Raw genomic sequence first — 15,497 nt, forward strand, 5'->3', positions numbered from 1 at the left:
TCCTTCACCTCGGTCATTATCTTACCTGCCGAAGGTTAAGATGAAAGGAACGTCAAGTTTAAGATTCGTTTAATTTTTTCGTTTCGTTCAGGATCAGCTTGACCGTCGTGCCCTGGGGCATGCTTTCGATATCCCAGCCGAGCCCCATCTCCTTGACCATCATCGAAACGATCGTCAGTCCGATGCCGGCCCCTTGTTCCTCCGAGTGCGCCTTCATGCCCCGGCCCTTGTCCTTAATGGCAACCGTCAATTTCCCATGGACGGTTTCTTCCAGACTGATGGACACATAACGTCCTGTTTTTGCATGACGAACAACGTTCTGAAGCAAGTTATCGACGATGCGCGTCCACCACGCAGGATCAATGGTCGCATATACGGCGTGATCCGGCAGATGCACGTCGACTTCGAGCCCTTCTTTCTCGAACACGGGATACCAAGCCGCCGCCGCGGTACGCAGCGAGCGAACCATATCGATCGTTTGGAGCCGCAGCGGGTATTTGCCTGCGGACAGCAGCGTGTACGACAGCAAATTTTCCATCAAATTTCCCATATATTCGGTTTTGGACTCGATGAGGACAAGTGAAGCCGCCCCTTTGTCCGTTAATTGTTCATGGCGCAGCGAATGGGCATGGCCGCGAATCGCCGTCAGCGGTGTCCGCAAATCGTGCGACAGGTTGGCGATCAGCTGCTTGCGCAGTTGCTCTTCCTCCAGCTCCCGCTCTCGGCTTAATTTCAATGCACCGATCATCCGGTTGAACGCTTGCTCGAGCTGCCCGATCTCATCCTGCCTATGAACCTCGAGCGAAGACGGGATTCCGCTTTCGTCCGGCTTGTCCATCGCCTTCTGTAGACGAACGAGCCTGCGGCGGATCCGGTAAAAGAACAACCAGGAGAATACGATGAACAGCGTGAACATGATCAGGATAAGAGCCATTACGGCATTAGCACTGAGCTGCTCCGCTTGGTTATGCAACAGTATGCGCGGTACCTGGAACACCATGAACCCATGCTTGGGATCGCCGCCGATGTAGGCTACGACCGTAAACGGATCGCCGCCGATGCTGGATTTCATGAACTGGATCGATTCGCTCGCCCGCCATAATTTCGGCAAATCGTTCCTTTCCGGAAGCGCCAGCTTCAGCGTACCGCCGCTGTCCACCCAGAATACCGACGCTTCAGCATACCGGTTTTTCAACTCGCGCAGCCGCTCGTCGACAACATCCGGCGCATTTCCGGACAACGCCTTCGCCTCGCGATGCCACATGTTCTCCAGCTCTCGGCTGCTCGTATATAAACTGCGCACCTCTTCGCTCCCCGTTAGCCAAATCGGCACGTTATAAGCAATCGTCGCGACCGGAATCATGAGCGGCCACATGAGCAAGGCCAGTATAACGATGGTCAAATACCGGACAAGCAGGGAATGGCGCAGCTTCATAGCTTCACCCGATATCCGATGCCGCGGATCGTCTCGATAATTTCCGGGTTGCCGGGGTCGAGCTCGATCTTCTCGCGCAAATGCCGGATATGGACCATCAGCGCCTTGTCACCTTCCAAATAGGCTTCGCCCCATACGGCTTCGAACAGCTGCTCTTTGGTCAAGATCTGGTTCGGATGACGCAGCAGGTGCATGAAAATTTGAAACTGCTTGCCGGTCAGCGCAATTTCTTCGTTCGTCCGCGTGTCGACGATCCGGCTTTCCTCGACTGAAACGTTCAAATGCCTGAGCTGAAGCAATGCCGGCGTCCATTTGCTGGAGCGTCGAAGCAGCACGTCAATACGGGCGGCAAGCTCATCGGGGTGAAAAGGCTTCGTCACGTAATCGTCGGCGAACTGCAGCCCATGCAGCTTGTCGTCGATTGCCGTGCGGGCCGACAGCATCAGAATCGGCGTCTCGGGATAGTCCCGCTTCAGCCGCTGCCCGACGGTAAAACCGTCCAAGCCGGGAAGCATGACGTCGAGAACGACCAAATCGCAGTCGGCCATTTGCTCCGAGGCGCCTTCCCCGGAAGTAAGCCATACGACGCCGTATCCCCGCTCCTTTAAATCTTCGCTGACCCACCGCCCGATTTCCGGATCGTCTTCAATGTATAACAGATTTTTTCGCATTGTATTGTCACATCTCCTAACGGTACGATTCCGCTTCTTATTTGCGGGAACGGATCGGCGTCACGATATAATAGCAGTCCGCCCCGTCCTCGCCGGGTTCGATGAAGATCGGACGCTCGCTACCGGAGCATCGCAGCCGCAGCCTGCCGTTATCGACAGCCTTCAGCACGTCCAGCATGAATTTGCCGTTAACATAGACGACTAAAGGTTCGCCTTGGATTTGCACAAGCGGAATCTCTTCCTGCAAATCTCCGACTCCGTGCGATTCGGAGATCAGCTCCATCGTGCCGTGCGTGGTGGCGGCGAGCTTCACGATCTGATGCTCCCCCGCAATCAAGCATACGCGTTCCATCGCGTGCAGCAAAACTTGCGTTTCAAGCACAATTTCCGTGGCATGCGAGGTTCGGATGAGTCCGTGGACGGGAGGGAATGTCCCTTCAAGCCAAGCGGAGAAAACGAGCAGCTTCGCAGTCCGAAATGCAATCTGATTCGCTAAAATCAGCACCTCGACGCTTGGCTCGTCCTGAATCATTCGGGCGAGCTCCGTCAAGTTTTTGCCCGGGATGACGATATCGTGAAGACCGGCGGAGACAAACGTGCCAGCGGAGCCGCTGACAGAACCGCTGGCGGTGTCGCTGACTGTACCGCTGACAGTGCAGCTGGCGGTGTCGCTGACTGTACCGCTGACAGTGCAGCTGGCGGTGTCGCGTACTGCGCGCCCAGCAATAGCGGAGTCGGCAGTCAGAGCAGAGTTGGCCAGGTCAAAGCCGGCATTACTAGCCCGGTTAATCGGACCAACGAGCCCCTTGCTGCCTTCGTGATATAACCGAACCGTCCTTGAAGCCAAACGGATTCCGTCGGAAGCGATGAACCGGATCTCGCGATCATGGAACTGTGCCAACACCCCGGTTAATACAGGCCTCGTCTCCGAAGCGGAAACCGCAAACCCGACCTGCCGGACAAGAGACTGCAGCAGCTCGCCCTGCATCGATACGGAAGCAACCGGATCTTCGATGGAAGGGATTTGGGGGAACAGCTCCGGGTCCATGCCGCATAGCCGGCATACGACGGAACCGGAACGTATCGTCGTGATCCGGTCCTCATTCGTTTCAATGATAACGGGCCCGGGCGGCAGCTTTCGCACAATGTGGCAAACATGCTGTCCCGGTACGACGGCACGACCCGGCCTGACAACCGCCAATCCGTCACTCGGCGCCGAACAGGTGTATTGTACGGTCATACTTGAACGGGACGCTGTTAAAATCAGCTCATTCGCTTGTGCCGTAAACTGAATTCCGGTCAGAACGGGAATCGGGCTGATCTGCGAAACGGCTCTGGATACATGCTGCAGCGCCTCGGACAAGCGCTCTTGGGAGATTTCTATGAACATATATTTCACCGGCTTTGCTCAAAATCATCGTTTCTTGCAAAATATTGCTCGATCATTTCACGAATGACCTCGGAACGGGATGCATTGCCCGCGGCGCAGCATTGTTCGAGCTGATTCCAGACTTCGCGGGACAACGTCAACGAAATCTTCTTCGTTTCGCCGATTGCTTTTCGGCCGGCCCCTTCCCGCGACCCTCCTCTGCTGAACACAAAGCTGACTTGTCCTTCCTGCCCGGGGACGCCCAGCTTGATCTCTTTTTCGGTCAAATTCGATCACCTGCCATTTTTGAATTTGGTAACCCATTTCAAAATATTGTTATTTTCACTGTAGCACAGTTCCGTCTTCCGAACAAGTGAAACGTTGCTTCATGTGCCTTTTGCCGAAATCCCCTTCGCTCAGGATGGTCATAATGACAGCATGGCTGTCCCGCTTCAATCGGCCCGGAAATCCTTATCGGTATGCACGGCAAATATGGTATTTAAAACGAGCGCTTCCAAGAGGCGGATCTTGCTCCGCAGATATAAGCAGCATCCCCTCCTGAATGAAGGGGATATCGACATATGATTTTGCACGTTCATCCCCCTCCTGCGAAGGGGATATCGATAAATGACTTTGGCTGGTCATTCCCACCTGAACGAAAGGGATATCGACATTTGATTTTGCACGTTCTTCTCCCTCCTGAACGAAGGGGATATCGACATTTGATTTTCGCAGGTTAAGAATTGTTTCCGCACCTATGAGTCACTATTGTGTTGAACCGTTCGTCATTCTGTTAGACAACTAATTGATTCTTCTCATGGATATTGCGACTCAGAATTGGATTGGTGCAATCACTCCTCTCTTATTGCCAGCAACTCAGAAATTTTTGGCTGAAATTCAGAAGATCATTTCTGAAAATCCTATGATTTCACCTGTTCCACCAAAGATTCAGAAATTAATTTCTGAAATACAGAAAATTTTGGCTAATTTCAGAAAAAAATTTCTGAATTGCACTCCGAATTCTCTTTTTGCCCATCATTTCAGAAAAAAGCTTCTGAATTTCAGAAATTATTGGCTGAAAGGCATCTGAGTCGAGAGCAAGCTGAATAGCGAGCAATTTGCTGTTCAAATGAAAAAAGGAGCGGATATCCGCTCCCTTTTTCATTTCAAGCGACGCTTGCACGCACTAAACGCCGCTTACGTCGTCAAACGCGATTATTGCGGCGATACCGCGGCAAGCGCGATAGCGGCGCAGCCACCTCAAGCTCGCACGGCCCGGCAACCGTGCTGCCGTCGTCGCCCTGCCATGTGCCTTGCGGGAACTTCACGACGCGGCTGCGCACCCCTTGCTCCACGACCGGCGCCACGAGAATGTCGTCTCCTAGCATGAATTGGTCGCGCACGGCCTCGAAGCCGCCTTCCGGGAACACATACGCCATGTGGCGGAGGATCGGCTCGCCCGTCCGCGCGGCATGGCGCGCCAGCTCCATGATGACGTCGGCGTATTCCGCGTGCAGCTTCGCCGCGTCGACGCAATAGCCGAGATGCTCAGCATCCAGCACGCGCCACGGCGCGGTCGAAAACTGCATCATCGGGAACAGCGCCGAGCACTGCGCATAACGGACGAACAACTCCTGATCGACGCGGAAATTAGGGTTGTTCTCCACGTCGCCGATCTGGCCGCCCCCGATCATATCGGGACAAATGTAGGCGTACCCGGCAAGTCCTTGCGCGAGCCCGAACGGAATGAGCGACGCCAGTCCGTCGGCCTTCCAGCTGTGGTTTTTGTCGCCGAGACGTTGGACGAGCGGCAGCCCGGCGCTTTTCCAGCATGCCCGGTATTCGTTGAGCGGGTACTGCAAGCCCACCTTCGCCCATGCTTCGCAGTGACCGTTCGGATGAAGCGGGACGGCGCTGCGATCAGTCGCGCGGTAGAAGTACGCGTCGCCCGCATCGAACTTGAAGCCGTCGATACCGTACGTCTCCATCAGGTGGCGCAGCTCTCCATGGTACCAAGCGACCGCTTCTTCGTTCGTACAGTCGAGCACCGCGCTGTAACCGTTCCACCAGCGGCGGATGGCCGTTTCGCCGTTTTCGTCGCGCAGCAGATAGCCTTTACCCTCCAGAGCGCGGAAGTTCGCGGCATTGTCCGGGCTAACGAACGGGCACGTCCACAGCATTACTTTGAAGCCGAGCTCATGCAGCCGGTCCGTCATCGCTTTCGGATCGGGGAAACGATCTGCGCGGAACTTCCAGACGCCGTAATCCTCCATCCAGTTATCGTCGATCATGATGACGCCGGGCGGCATGCCGCCCGCGAGCACCGCCTCCGCATAGGCGAGCGTTTTCTCCTGAGTCGGCAAATATTGCAGCTCGATCCACAGGTTATATTGCGGCGCGGTGAAGAATAATGGCTCCGGCAGTTCTCCCGTGGACGGGAAAAACGACTTCGCCACCGCATGAAACGCCCCGCGTACATTGCCGTAGCCCTCGCCGAAGACGATGCTTCCGACGCCCGCGGCTCCCGGGTTGCGCTCGTTAGCGGTTGGACCGTCGTCCTGCAGCGTCCCGCCACCTCGAGTGAGCGTTGCATGTTGAGATGAAAAGCCTGCCGACTCCCGTTCAGCCGTTTCTTCGCCAGACCCCACCGGCGTCGCTTGGCGGAGGTCACCCTCCTGCGCCAAAGCGCCGCCGCTCTCGCTTTCCACCGTCAGCTTGCCGTCCTCGAAGCGGTAACGGAACGGCTCCTCCGACCAGACATACCGCCCCCGGTTCGATACGAGCAGCGGCACCGCCTGATTGCCGGTCGTCCCTTTGCCCAAGTCGCGTTCGAAAGCAGCACTTCCGAACGGCATCGACAGCCCGTCCTGAATGTCACCTCCCCACCAAGCTTCTCCCTCCAGCAAAACAATCTCCAATCGCTGCTTTCCCATCGTATGGCTCCCCTCTTCTGTCGGTGTCATGTGTCATACATTACCTGCCTGATCCCCACCGCGAATTGTCTTCACTTTGCTTTCATCATAAGGTACAATGGCATCACATTCTATCGCCGATATTGCGGAATTATTAAACGATCTTGCGGTGGAGGAGGGATTTCCGTGTCCGGTGAAGGCCAAGCCAACCTTGGTAACAATCAATATTTGATGATGTTGAGCGACGTATACCCGTTTAACCTGTTTCAGCCGCAAGGCGCGGGGACAACAATCTTCCCTCCGCATTGGCACGAGCAGTGTTTGGAAATCATTACGGTTTACGACGGAGAAGTGGAGCTGCATATTGGGGGCACTTCTTATATTGGAAAACCAGGGGATATTTTCGTCATCGGGGAAGGCGTCATTCATAGCGGCTATCTGATCGAAAAGTTGCCGAATTATTATACGATCTTGCTCGATCGCCATCGTCTTGCCAGCTCCGACCTGAACCATGTCGCCTTCGGTTCCCTGCTGACCGGTCGCATGGCGCTGCCTCAGCTCGTACAGCCCCATGACGAGCATTATGGCGTATGGTCCTCCATCATTGGTTCAATCGTAGAGGAGTTCACCGGCAAACAGCCGGGATACGAGCTCGCGATCAAATCGCACCTGCTCCTCCTGCTCACCCAACTTGCCCGGCGATACGGCGAAGCTGCTCCGGGGAGAGGGCGCAAAGACGAAGCCGCAGCACGCAATATGGAGCGGCTCAAGCAGGTCATTTCATTTATCGAGGCGCATTACGACGAGAAAATAACGATCGGCCAAGCCGCGGGCATTGCAGGCATGAGCCCGTATCACTTCTGCCGCGTGTTCAAGCATGCCGTCGGGCGCACGTTTATGGAGTACGTTCACTTATTCAGGGTAGGTAAGGCGGAGGAGCTTATTCGGGATACCGATTGGCCGATTACGCTGATCGCGGAGAAATCCGGATTCGGCACGATTCATTATCTGGATGAACTATTCAAGCGATATCGCGGGTGCACCCCGATGCAGTTCCGAAAACAAACGTCCCGCTAGTCGGCGAAATCTCGCCGCCCGGCAGGACGTTTTTTCATGGCCATCGGCCCTTTTTAGTACAATTCAGTATTACAGGTCGATCGTTCCCGCTTGCTCGGCGCCTTTTTCACCGGCGTGGTACACGATCAGTTCTTTCTTGTCGTTCTCCACGACGAGATACGGGCAGCAATCGTACAGGATCAGGCCGCGCAGCTTGCCGGTTACGCGGATCGATTCATGGTAGCCTTGTTTCAGATCGTCAAAATCGTTAGCCGTGTAAGCCACAACCTCTTTGCCCGTTTGCTCCGCGTAATGGTGGGACGTTTTGCTGACGATTTTCGTTTGCGCCGTGTAGAACAGCCGTCCAGCGTCGTAAGCTTCCACTTTGTCGCTAGCTTTGTCCTTGGCAAGCTTCGGCCACAGATCGCTGAATACCATCAGGCCGTTTTTCGCATTGTTAACGACGATAAACGGGATTTGCTCCGGACCGTACGGCAGCACGAACAAGTCCTGTAGCGATCCTGTTTGCTCGGCACCCATCGTTTGGAATAATTGCTCTTTGTCGTTGAACGTGTACACTTGCTTGCCAATTTGCAAGGAAGTAAATTCTCCCGCCGTTTCCAGCTTCACGTTGCTCGGCTTAGGCGGTACGGGCGCAGGCGCTTTTTCCTCAGCTGCAAAAGCCATCGATGGCAGTGTCAGCATCGCGGCGATGGCAACGCTGGAGAGTGTTCCGATCATTGTTTTTTTCATTTTGACGAACTCCTTTAATTTACAATTTGTTTGGCTTCCGTCATTATAGGGCAGCCCGCGTCACGCGGAATAGTTACATTTGTCATCGTGACAATCACGAAATTGCCAATGCGCTCCCGACCTCCATTACCATTTCAACCTCCCAGGCCAAAGGGGGGTTTTTTAGGCATGTATTTCAGCCGACCGGCCGATTGAATCGCTTCTACTCTCTCTTCATATAGGTCTTCCGTCCTCCACAGTCAATCATCCGCTATAGCAAAATGCCATTGATAGATAAGAGCAGAAATTGATAGAAGATAGGGAATCGCTTAGTACACGCTATGTTACTTATACATACTATACAAATGAATATCCAAGTCATCTATTAGAGGAGTGAGGTTATGGCTTTTCTAGATAGATTCGTTGTGATAGAGAAGCAGAGATCATAGGGCGGACGACTCTGCGAAATCCATTTAGAAGAGAGGTTAAGCAGCATGCACGATTTAATGATATTCATAACGATTGCCTCATTTATTTGCACCATCGGATTTATATTTTGGCGCCCTTATGTGAATGAAGCGATACCTGCAACAGTCGGAGCTATTCTTGTTTTATTAAGCGGAAGCGTCACCTTGGCGGATTTAGGCTTGATAACCGAAACGATCGGCGGTGCGGCCGTCACGATCATGGCTACGATCGTTATGGCGATCGTGCTCGAGAGCTTCGGGTTTTTCCACTGGGCTGCGGAGAAGCTGGCGGAGAAGGCGAAGGGGTCCGGAATACGGCTGTTCTGGCTGACCAACCTGTTCTGCTTCCTGATGACGCTGTTCGTCAACAACGACGGAAGCATCTTGATTACGACGCCGATCTTGCTTATGATTCTTCATCATCTAGGGTTGAAGAACGCCCAGAAGCTGCCTTATCTGATTTCCGGCGCTTTAATCGCGACCGCGTCCAGCGCGCCGATCGGCGTCAGCAATATCGTCAACCTGATTGCGTTGAAGATCGTCAACATGGACCTGTACATGCATACGGCGATGATGTTCGTGCCCGCTTCCCTTGGGCTTGTCCTGATGACGCTGCTTCTGTTCGGAACATTCTACAAAACGCTGCCGAAGCAGCTGCCGAAGATGAGTCTCGGATTTTGGCATTACGCCCCTGATAAAGGAACTCACCCCTTAAAGGAGCAGGTTCCGATCATTCCGAAGGAAAAACGGGGCAAGTACATGCGCAACATTCTGATTTTCGTGTTCTGCGTCCGAATCAGCTTGTTCATCGCATCGTATATCCATTTCCCGGTTTCTTACATGGCGATCATCGGTTCGGCCCTGCTGCTGGCATGGCGGTGGATCTACCTCAAAGTGCCGCCGACGGACATGATCCGCAAGACGCCTTGGTATATTCTCATCTTCGCGTTTAGTATGTATGTCATCATCTACGGTCTCAATAATATCGGATTAACCCAATGGCTGATTCGTGAGCTAGAGCCGATCGTTTCGGGCAGCCTGCTGCATGCCAGCGTTTTGATGGGCGGTTTGTTATCCCTGCTGTCGAACCTGTTCAACAACCACCCCGCTCTGATGGTAGGCACGCTCACGTTGACGAATATGGGGCTCGACCCGCTTACGTTGAAAATATCGTATCTGGCCAGCGTCATCGGCAGCGATATCGGTTCCTTGCTGTTGCCGATCGGGACACTCGCCACGCTAATGTGGATGCATATTTTGAAAAAGGGCAAAGTCCAAATCAGCTGGGGGCAATACTTGAAAGTCACGGCAACGGTTATCCCGATTACCGTCCTTTTTACCTTAGTCATATTGGCTTATTGGGTTTCTTGGTTATTCTAAATTCCCCGGAAAAAAAGCGGCCTTCTGCACGGAAGGTCGCTTCATCAAAGAGGCTATAGAGAATGCACTTCCTACAATATGCCGGTTTGTATAAAAAGGTTTGGGTGGAACGCCACCAAGCACCCCGGAAACTACACCATGAAGAGCCATGGAAACAGGAATCGCCCTCCCTCTGCCGCCATGGCAAGAAGGAGGGCGATTTGTTGTTGCCGTACTGACCTTACGGCAATTGCTTAACCGTAACGTTGAAAATCTTCGTTTCAAAAACCGCATCTTTCACGATAATCGCGCTCAATGTTATCGTCTTGTCGCCGGAACCTGCAGCCGGACGAACGACCGTACCATTATCGGCGATCACGGAAGTATTGCTGCTGTACCATACGATGGAAGAGCCGTTCGCACCGACGGTCGGCAAGGTTAAATTCGCCGTCACGCTGGCGGCAGTGTCCGTCCCGCTGAACCCGATCGACAGCGCCGCTTTGTCGGCCGCGACTTTTTGTGCGTCGGTAAGCTGCTGCTTCACGACAATGGCGAACGTCTTGACGTCGATTACGCCGTTGCTTGCGATCGTGGCGGTCAGCGTGACCGTTGCATCGCCTTGGCCGGCTGCGGGACGATTGACGGTTTTCCCGTCATTGGAAACGATGGCCGGCGCGTTCGACACCCAAGCGATCGCCGATCCGTTCATGCCGGTGGCGGGAAGCGTCAGCTTCGTCGTCACGCTGGCTGCGGAGTCGCCTTGCGCAAATCCGATCGACAGCGCCGCTTTATCGGCGGCTACCTTCTCCGCGTCAGTCAATTGCTGTTTCACGACGAGCGCAAACGGCTTCACGTCGGTTACTCCGTTGCTCGAGATCGTCGCAATAAGCGTTACCGCAGCGTCGCCTTGGCCAATCGCCGGGCGATTTACCGTTTTGCCGTCGTTCGAAATGATGGCAGGGTTACTGGAGACCCATGTGATGGATGAGCCGTTTTTGCCTTTGGACAGAAGCGTCAGCGGCGAAGTGACGAAGCTCGCATTGTCGCTGCCGCTGAATCCGATCGTAAGCGCCGCTTTATCGGCAGCGACGGTCTGCGCGTCCGTAAGCCGGGATTTTACCGTCAGTTCGAACGTTTTTGTTGCGATGACCTCATTTTTCTTGATTGTCGCGGTCAGCACGACTTTGATATCGGCGTTTGCCGGGCGAACGACCGTCTTGCCGTCATCCGAAATAACCGCCGTGTTGCTGGATTTCCAGCTGATTGCCGAACCGTTTTTGCCCGTGGACGGCAAGTTCAGCGCCTGAGTGACGCTAGCGGCCGTGTCGCCCGTAGCGAATCCGATCGTCAGCGCCGCTTTGTCCGCTGCCACGATCTGCTGGTCGGTTTTTGTCTCGTCCTCTTCCTTCTGATTCTGCCTTTCCATCGCGCGTTTGATCGCTTCTCTGGCTTTCGGGTTTTTCACGTGGTCAAGCGCGTTCTCCAGGCCGGTCTTATGTTGACCGTTTTTGCCGTTTGGCTTGGCCATCGCCGTACCCGTGACGGCAAGCGATAATGCAAGTGCTGATACAATTGCGAAAGAAACCTTCTTCATTCGTTTTCAACCTACCTTTTCAGAATGGTATGGTACACTTTACCATATGCTTCGGAACAGTAGGCTAGCTTTTAGGGGGTACCTGGAATATTTTCCGCTGACAGGTTAAAAGTTTTATCAGTAATTAAGCTTTGATAGTTTTTCGTTGAAACTCCTACTACCTCATCCGTTTGCCAAGCGCAACGGGCGACGCGGCGTCCTTGCTGAACGGCTGAAGCTTCACCGTGAAGGAAAATGCATGCGGCGTCAGCTCGTACGGCGGTAGCTGCCCCGGCCCGCAGCTGTTGCTGCCGAGGCCGTTTTGCCGGTAGTCAAGGTTCAGCGTAACGAAATCGCGCTTCACGAGATCGGTCACATGCTTCGCCTGCTCGAAGTCGCTCGCCGTATACCGGTGTGCGCTGAACTCCAGCTGCGGCAAGCCTGCCGCAAACAAGCCAAATCCACGCTTATCCGTTATGGAGACCCAGCGAACATCGGTTCGGTTGCCGTTTTCCTGCGGGTAGATGTAGGGCGTGTACAGCTCGTCGACCGTTGCTTCGTATACGCCAACCCGATTGGCGAGCTTGCTGTCGGCATATGACTCGCCCGGGCCGCGGCCGTACCAGGTTACCCGGTCGAATTGCTGCGGAACTTCCATCGTTAGGCCTAGCCTTGGCAGCGCTTTGGGCAGGTTTTTGCCCTGCGGCTCGCCGCGCAGCTCGATGTCGACTCGGCCATCCGCCGACACGGTGTACGTGAACGAGCAGTCGATGCTCCAATCGTATACCGGCGGGGCGAAGCGAATGTCGCATTCGAAGACGACCGTATCGCCGTCTTGGCGCCAGGCGAACGATTGGACGCGCTGCTGCATCAAATGCAGGCAGCCCTTGCGCCAGTCCTCGACAACGTACATGTCGTTGTCGATCGGCGCGCGCCAAATGTTCAGCTTCGGCCCGCGGCGCAGCAAATCTACGCCGGCATGCTGCCACGATTGCAGCACGCCGCGGATTTTATCGAAGCTGAGCCGGAAGTCGGCGCCTGCTACGGTGAGCAGGCTCGCCGTTTCCGTGCATCGATGCGAGGCGATGGCGCTTGGCGGCGGGGACATGGTGCCTGCAGCTGGGTCGGCGGCGGTGTTCGTCGCCGGCGACATGATGACTGTCGCGTCGACTGTGCTGCTTGGCGCTTGTGAGGCAGCACTGATCGGGCTGGCAGCTCCCGCTCCGGAGCTTGATGCCGCTTGCTCCATTGCGACTGAGTCGCTTAGAGCAGCAGCGCCGGTCGTGTTCCGGCCGGCCCCTACGGCGCTTGGTGCATCAACAGCCTCAACCGGCAGAAGGAACTGCGCCCACGCCACCTCGTGCCCTTGCTTCGCCCATACCGTATCGGCCGCCAGCGCAAGCTCGACGTGCAGCCAATAGTCGGTCTGCGGCAGCGGACGTTTCGGGAGCCGCGCCGGCACGCTCACCGTTCCGGTTGCGCGCGGGCCGATGTGCGGCAGCGGCAGCCGACCGCTCTGCAGCGTTTCGCCATCGGCAACGACACTCCACGTCAGCGCAAGGTGCTCCAGCGAAATGAAATCGTAACGTGAAGTGAGCTCGACGATCCCCTTCGACAAATCGACCGCTTTGATTTCGACCGGCTCTATGACCTTCTTATATTCGATCAACCCCGGCGAAGGCACGCGATCCGGCGATACAAGCCCGTCCACGACAAAGTTGCCGTTGTTCGGGTAATCCCCGAAATCACCGCCATAAGCGAAAAACTCCCGTCCGTCCTCCGTGAACCGGCGAATGCCGTGGTCGACCCATTCCCAGACGAAGCCGCCCTGCAGTCTTCGATAAGTACGGAACGTCTCGTCGTATTCCTTCAGCCCGCCCGGGCCGTTGCCCATCGCATGCGCGTATTCGCACACGATATGAGGTTTGTCCAGCTCCTTCTGGGCGTGGCCGGTCAGCTTCTCGACCGACGAATACATCGTGCTGACGACGTCGCATACTTTCGCCTCGCGGTCGCCTTCATAATGGATCAGCCGCGTCGGATCGGCAGATTTGCACCAGGCCGACATCGCCTCCTGGTTGCAGCCGAAGCCGGATTCGTTGCCGAGCGACCACATGATGATCGACGGATGGTTTTTGTCCCGCTCCACCATGCGCTCCATCCGGTCGACATAGGCTGCCTGCCATGCCGGGTCGTTGCTCAGCATGCTCGCGTCTCCGATCAGCTCGACGCCGTGGCATTCGAGATCGGTCTCGTCCATCACGTATAGCCCGTATTGATCGCACAACTCGTAGAACCGCGGATCGTTCGGATAATGCGCCGTCCGTACGGCGTTGATGTTATGCCGCTTCATCATCACGATGTCGCGGACCATCGACTCCAGCGAAACGGCGCGCCCGAGATCCGGATCGTGATCGTGGCGGTTGACGCCGTGCAGCATAATCGGCACGCCGTTCACGTGCATGAGCCCGTCCTTGACCTCGACGGAGCGGAAGCCGACGCGGCTTGGGATCGCTTCGAGCACCGCAGCGTCCGCATCCGTCAGCGTCAGCAGCAGCGTGTACAGCGAAGGCTGTTCCGCCGACCATTTGGCGGGATTGTCGATATTCAGCTTGAACTGGACGCTAATTTCTTTGGCACCGGCACCGGTACAGGCATCGGCGCCATCACCTTCGCCCGCTCCTGCTCCATTGACGCTACCGACCACCGTTTGCTCCGCTGCGCCATTCACGCTCCCGACGACAGCCTGCACCGCCTCGGCGACCGTCTCCCCGTCGCTGTCCATTAGCGTTAGCGTAAGGCTCGCGCCTGCTGCCGGAACCACGCCCGCCGGGCAAGCTACGAGCGCCTTGACGCTCAACACCGCGTCGCGGTACGCCGCGTCCAGCTCCGTGCGGACGACAAAGTCCCGCACATGCAGCTTCGGCTGCGCAATCAGGTACACGTCGCGGAAGATGCCGCTCAAGTACCACATATCCTGGTCCTCGATATACGTACCGTCCGACCATTGGTACACCTTCACGGCCAGCACATTGCGGCCCGGCCGCAAATACGGCGTCACGTCAAACTCCGAGGTCAACCGGCTGCCTTGGCTGTAGCCGACCTCTTGCCCGTTGACCCAAACGTGAAATGCGCTGTCGACGCCTTCGAACTTCAAAAATGCGCTCCGATCAGCCCAATCGGCAGGTACCGCAAACGTCCTGCGGTACACGCCGGTCGGATTTTCGACCGGCACATGCGGCGGGTCGCACGGGAACGGATAATACAAATCCGTATAATGCGGCCTACCGTAACCCTGAAGCTGCCAGTGGCTCGGCACCGGGATGCGATCCCAGCCGCTACTGTCGTATTCGGCGGCGCAGCACCCTTCCGGCACCTCGAACGGCGACGCCGCATAATAGAAGTGCCAGCTGCCGTTCAGCAGCATGAACCTGTCGGACAAGCCGCGCTCGAACGTAAGCGCCTCCGAGACGCTGCCGAACGGCACGAAATACGCCCGGCTCCGCTCCCGGTTCCGGTGCAGTACGGTCAAGTTATCCCAATCGTAAGGGGACGATGCGCCCCCGGTTTTCTTTTGAATCGATGCTTCCATATTGTCCTCCCTCCCGGAATAACGGCAAGCGCTATCAGCTCGGCGCATTCGTTCGCGGGTGAAAAATGTATGATGAATAAATCGCCGGTTATATAAATTGCAGGTATAAATGATGCAAGTATTTATGTTACAGGTTTGTGCTACCGGCATTTCAATTTCCGGAATACGAACTTTCAACAGTCCGGCGCAAATATGCAAAAGTGCAGTTATTCTCATCAGAAACGGTCAAGTCCAATATTGTGTGTAAAATCCTCGTTTAGGATTACACAGGTACTTTTGGATTTTGGGTCTTTCGCCAATCGTAGTACTCTTTCATATCGAGATACTTCTT

At 55.4% G+C, this 15,497-nt stretch carries 10 protein-coding genes; 2 read left to right on the forward strand and 8 right to left on the reverse strand.

Features of this window, described 5'->3' with window-relative positions:
• Positions 1–58: 58 nt before the first annotated feature.
• The 5 genes from AC0LWM_RS11605 to AC0LWM_RS11625 all read right to left on the reverse strand — a co-directional run bounded on the left by AC0LWM_RS11605 (position 59) and on the right by AC0LWM_RS11625 (position 6,408).
• Positions 59–1,435 carry a sensor histidine kinase gene (locus AC0LWM_RS11605; protein ID WP_474675093.1) on the reverse strand — a complete coding sequence of 459 codons (1,377 nt, stop codon included), beginning with the start codon at positions 1,433–1,435 and terminating at the stop codon, positions 59–61.
• On the reverse strand, positions 1,432–2,106 hold the full coding sequence (locus tag AC0LWM_RS11610) for a response regulator transcription factor (RefSeq protein WP_474675094.1): 675 nt from the start codon (positions 2,104–2,106) through the stop codon (positions 1,432–1,434). Before AC0LWM_RS11610 ends, AC0LWM_RS11605 begins: the two co-directional genes overlap by 4 nt.
• Before the next feature lie 37 nt (positions 2,107–2,143).
• Entirely contained in the window at positions 2,144–3,496 is a 1,353-nt protein-coding gene (locus AC0LWM_RS11615) for a DNA polymerase III subunit beta (RefSeq protein ID WP_474675095.1), read from the reverse strand.
• Between the two features lie 5 nt (positions 3,497–3,501).
• Positions 3,502–3,762, reverse strand: a complete 261-nt coding sequence (locus AC0LWM_RS11620; protein ID WP_474675096.1) for a ribbon-helix-helix domain-containing protein — start codon at positions 3,760–3,762, stop codon at positions 3,502–3,504.
• A 918-nt stretch (positions 3,763–4,680) separates the two neighbouring features.
• Positions 4,681–6,408: a glycoside hydrolase family 31 protein gene (locus AC0LWM_RS11625; protein WP_474675097.1), complete on the reverse strand. Its 1,728-nt coding sequence runs from the start codon at positions 6,406–6,408 to the stop codon at positions 4,681–4,683.
• Positions 6,409–6,573: 165 nt separating this feature from the next.
• On the opposite strand from AC0LWM_RS11625, the gene AC0LWM_RS11630 reads away from it, so the two are divergent.
• Positions 6,574–7,464 carry an AraC family transcriptional regulator gene (locus tag AC0LWM_RS11630; protein ID WP_474675098.1) on the forward strand — a complete coding sequence of 297 codons (891 nt, stop codon included), beginning with the start codon at positions 6,574–6,576 and terminating at the stop codon, positions 7,462–7,464.
• 69 nt (positions 7,465–7,533) lie between these two features.
• Here the strand turns inward: AC0LWM_RS11630 and AC0LWM_RS11635 are convergent, their stop codons facing one another.
• Positions 7,534–8,196, reverse strand: coding sequence for a hypothetical protein (locus AC0LWM_RS11635; protein WP_474675099.1), 663 nt, complete (start codon positions 8,194–8,196; stop codon positions 7,534–7,536).
• A gap of 473 nt (positions 8,197–8,669) precedes the next feature.
• Here AC0LWM_RS11635 and AC0LWM_RS11640 point away from each other — a divergent pair, with 473 nt between their 5' ends.
• Positions 8,670–10,022: an ArsB/NhaD family transporter gene (locus AC0LWM_RS11640; protein ID WP_474675100.1), complete on the forward strand. Its 1,353-nt coding sequence runs from the start codon at positions 8,670–8,672 to the stop codon at positions 10,020–10,022.
• 220 nt (positions 10,023–10,242) lie between these two features.
• On the opposite strand, the gene AC0LWM_RS11645 is transcribed toward AC0LWM_RS11640, so the two are convergent.
• Positions 10,243–11,595 carry an immunoglobulin-like domain-containing protein gene (locus AC0LWM_RS11645; RefSeq protein ID WP_474675101.1) on the reverse strand — a complete coding sequence of 451 codons (1,353 nt, stop codon included), beginning with the start codon at positions 11,593–11,595 and terminating at the stop codon, positions 10,243–10,245.
• A gap of 157 nt (positions 11,596–11,752) precedes the next feature.
• Positions 11,753–15,166: a beta-galactosidase, LacZ type gene (gene lacZ, locus AC0LWM_RS11650; protein WP_474675102.1), complete on the reverse strand. Its 3,414-nt coding sequence runs from the start codon at positions 15,164–15,166 to the stop codon at positions 11,753–11,755.
• Positions 15,167–15,497 lie beyond the last annotated feature (331 nt).

The sequence above is a fragment of the Paenibacillus sp. sgz302148 genome, assembly GCF_056120465.1.

What these genes read in the sequence shown, in the direction of transcription:
- AC0LWM_RS11605 (WP_474675093.1), bottom strand. Translation starts at nt 1,435, where the DNA reads ATGAAGCTGCGCCATTCCCTGCTTGTCCGGTATTTGACCATCGTTATA.
- AC0LWM_RS11610 (WP_474675094.1), bottom strand. Translation starts at nt 2,106, where the DNA reads ATGCGAAAAAATCTGTTATACATTGAAGACGATCCGGAAATCGGGCGG.
- AC0LWM_RS11615 (WP_474675095.1), bottom strand. Translation starts at nt 3,496, where the DNA reads ATGTTCATAGAAATCTCCCAAGAGCGCTTGTCCGAGGCGCTGCAGCAT.
- AC0LWM_RS11625 (WP_474675097.1), bottom strand. Translation starts at nt 6,408, where the DNA reads ATGGGAAAGCAGCGATTGGAGATTGTTTTGCTGGAGGGAGAAGCTTGG.
- AC0LWM_RS11635 (WP_474675099.1), bottom strand. Translation starts at nt 8,196, where the DNA reads ATGAAAAAAACAATGATCGGAACACTCTCCAGCGTTGCCATCGCCGCG.
- AC0LWM_RS11640 (WP_474675100.1), top strand. Translation starts at nt 8,670, where the DNA reads ATGCACGATTTAATGATATTCATAACGATTGCCTCATTTATTTGCACC.
- AC0LWM_RS11645 (WP_474675101.1), bottom strand. Translation starts at nt 11,595, where the DNA reads ATGAAGAAGGTTTCTTTCGCAATTGTATCAGCACTTGCATTATCGCTT.
- lacZ (WP_474675102.1), bottom strand. Translation starts at nt 15,166, where the DNA reads ATGGAAGCATCGATTCAAAAGAAAACCGGGGGCGCATCGTCCCCTTAC.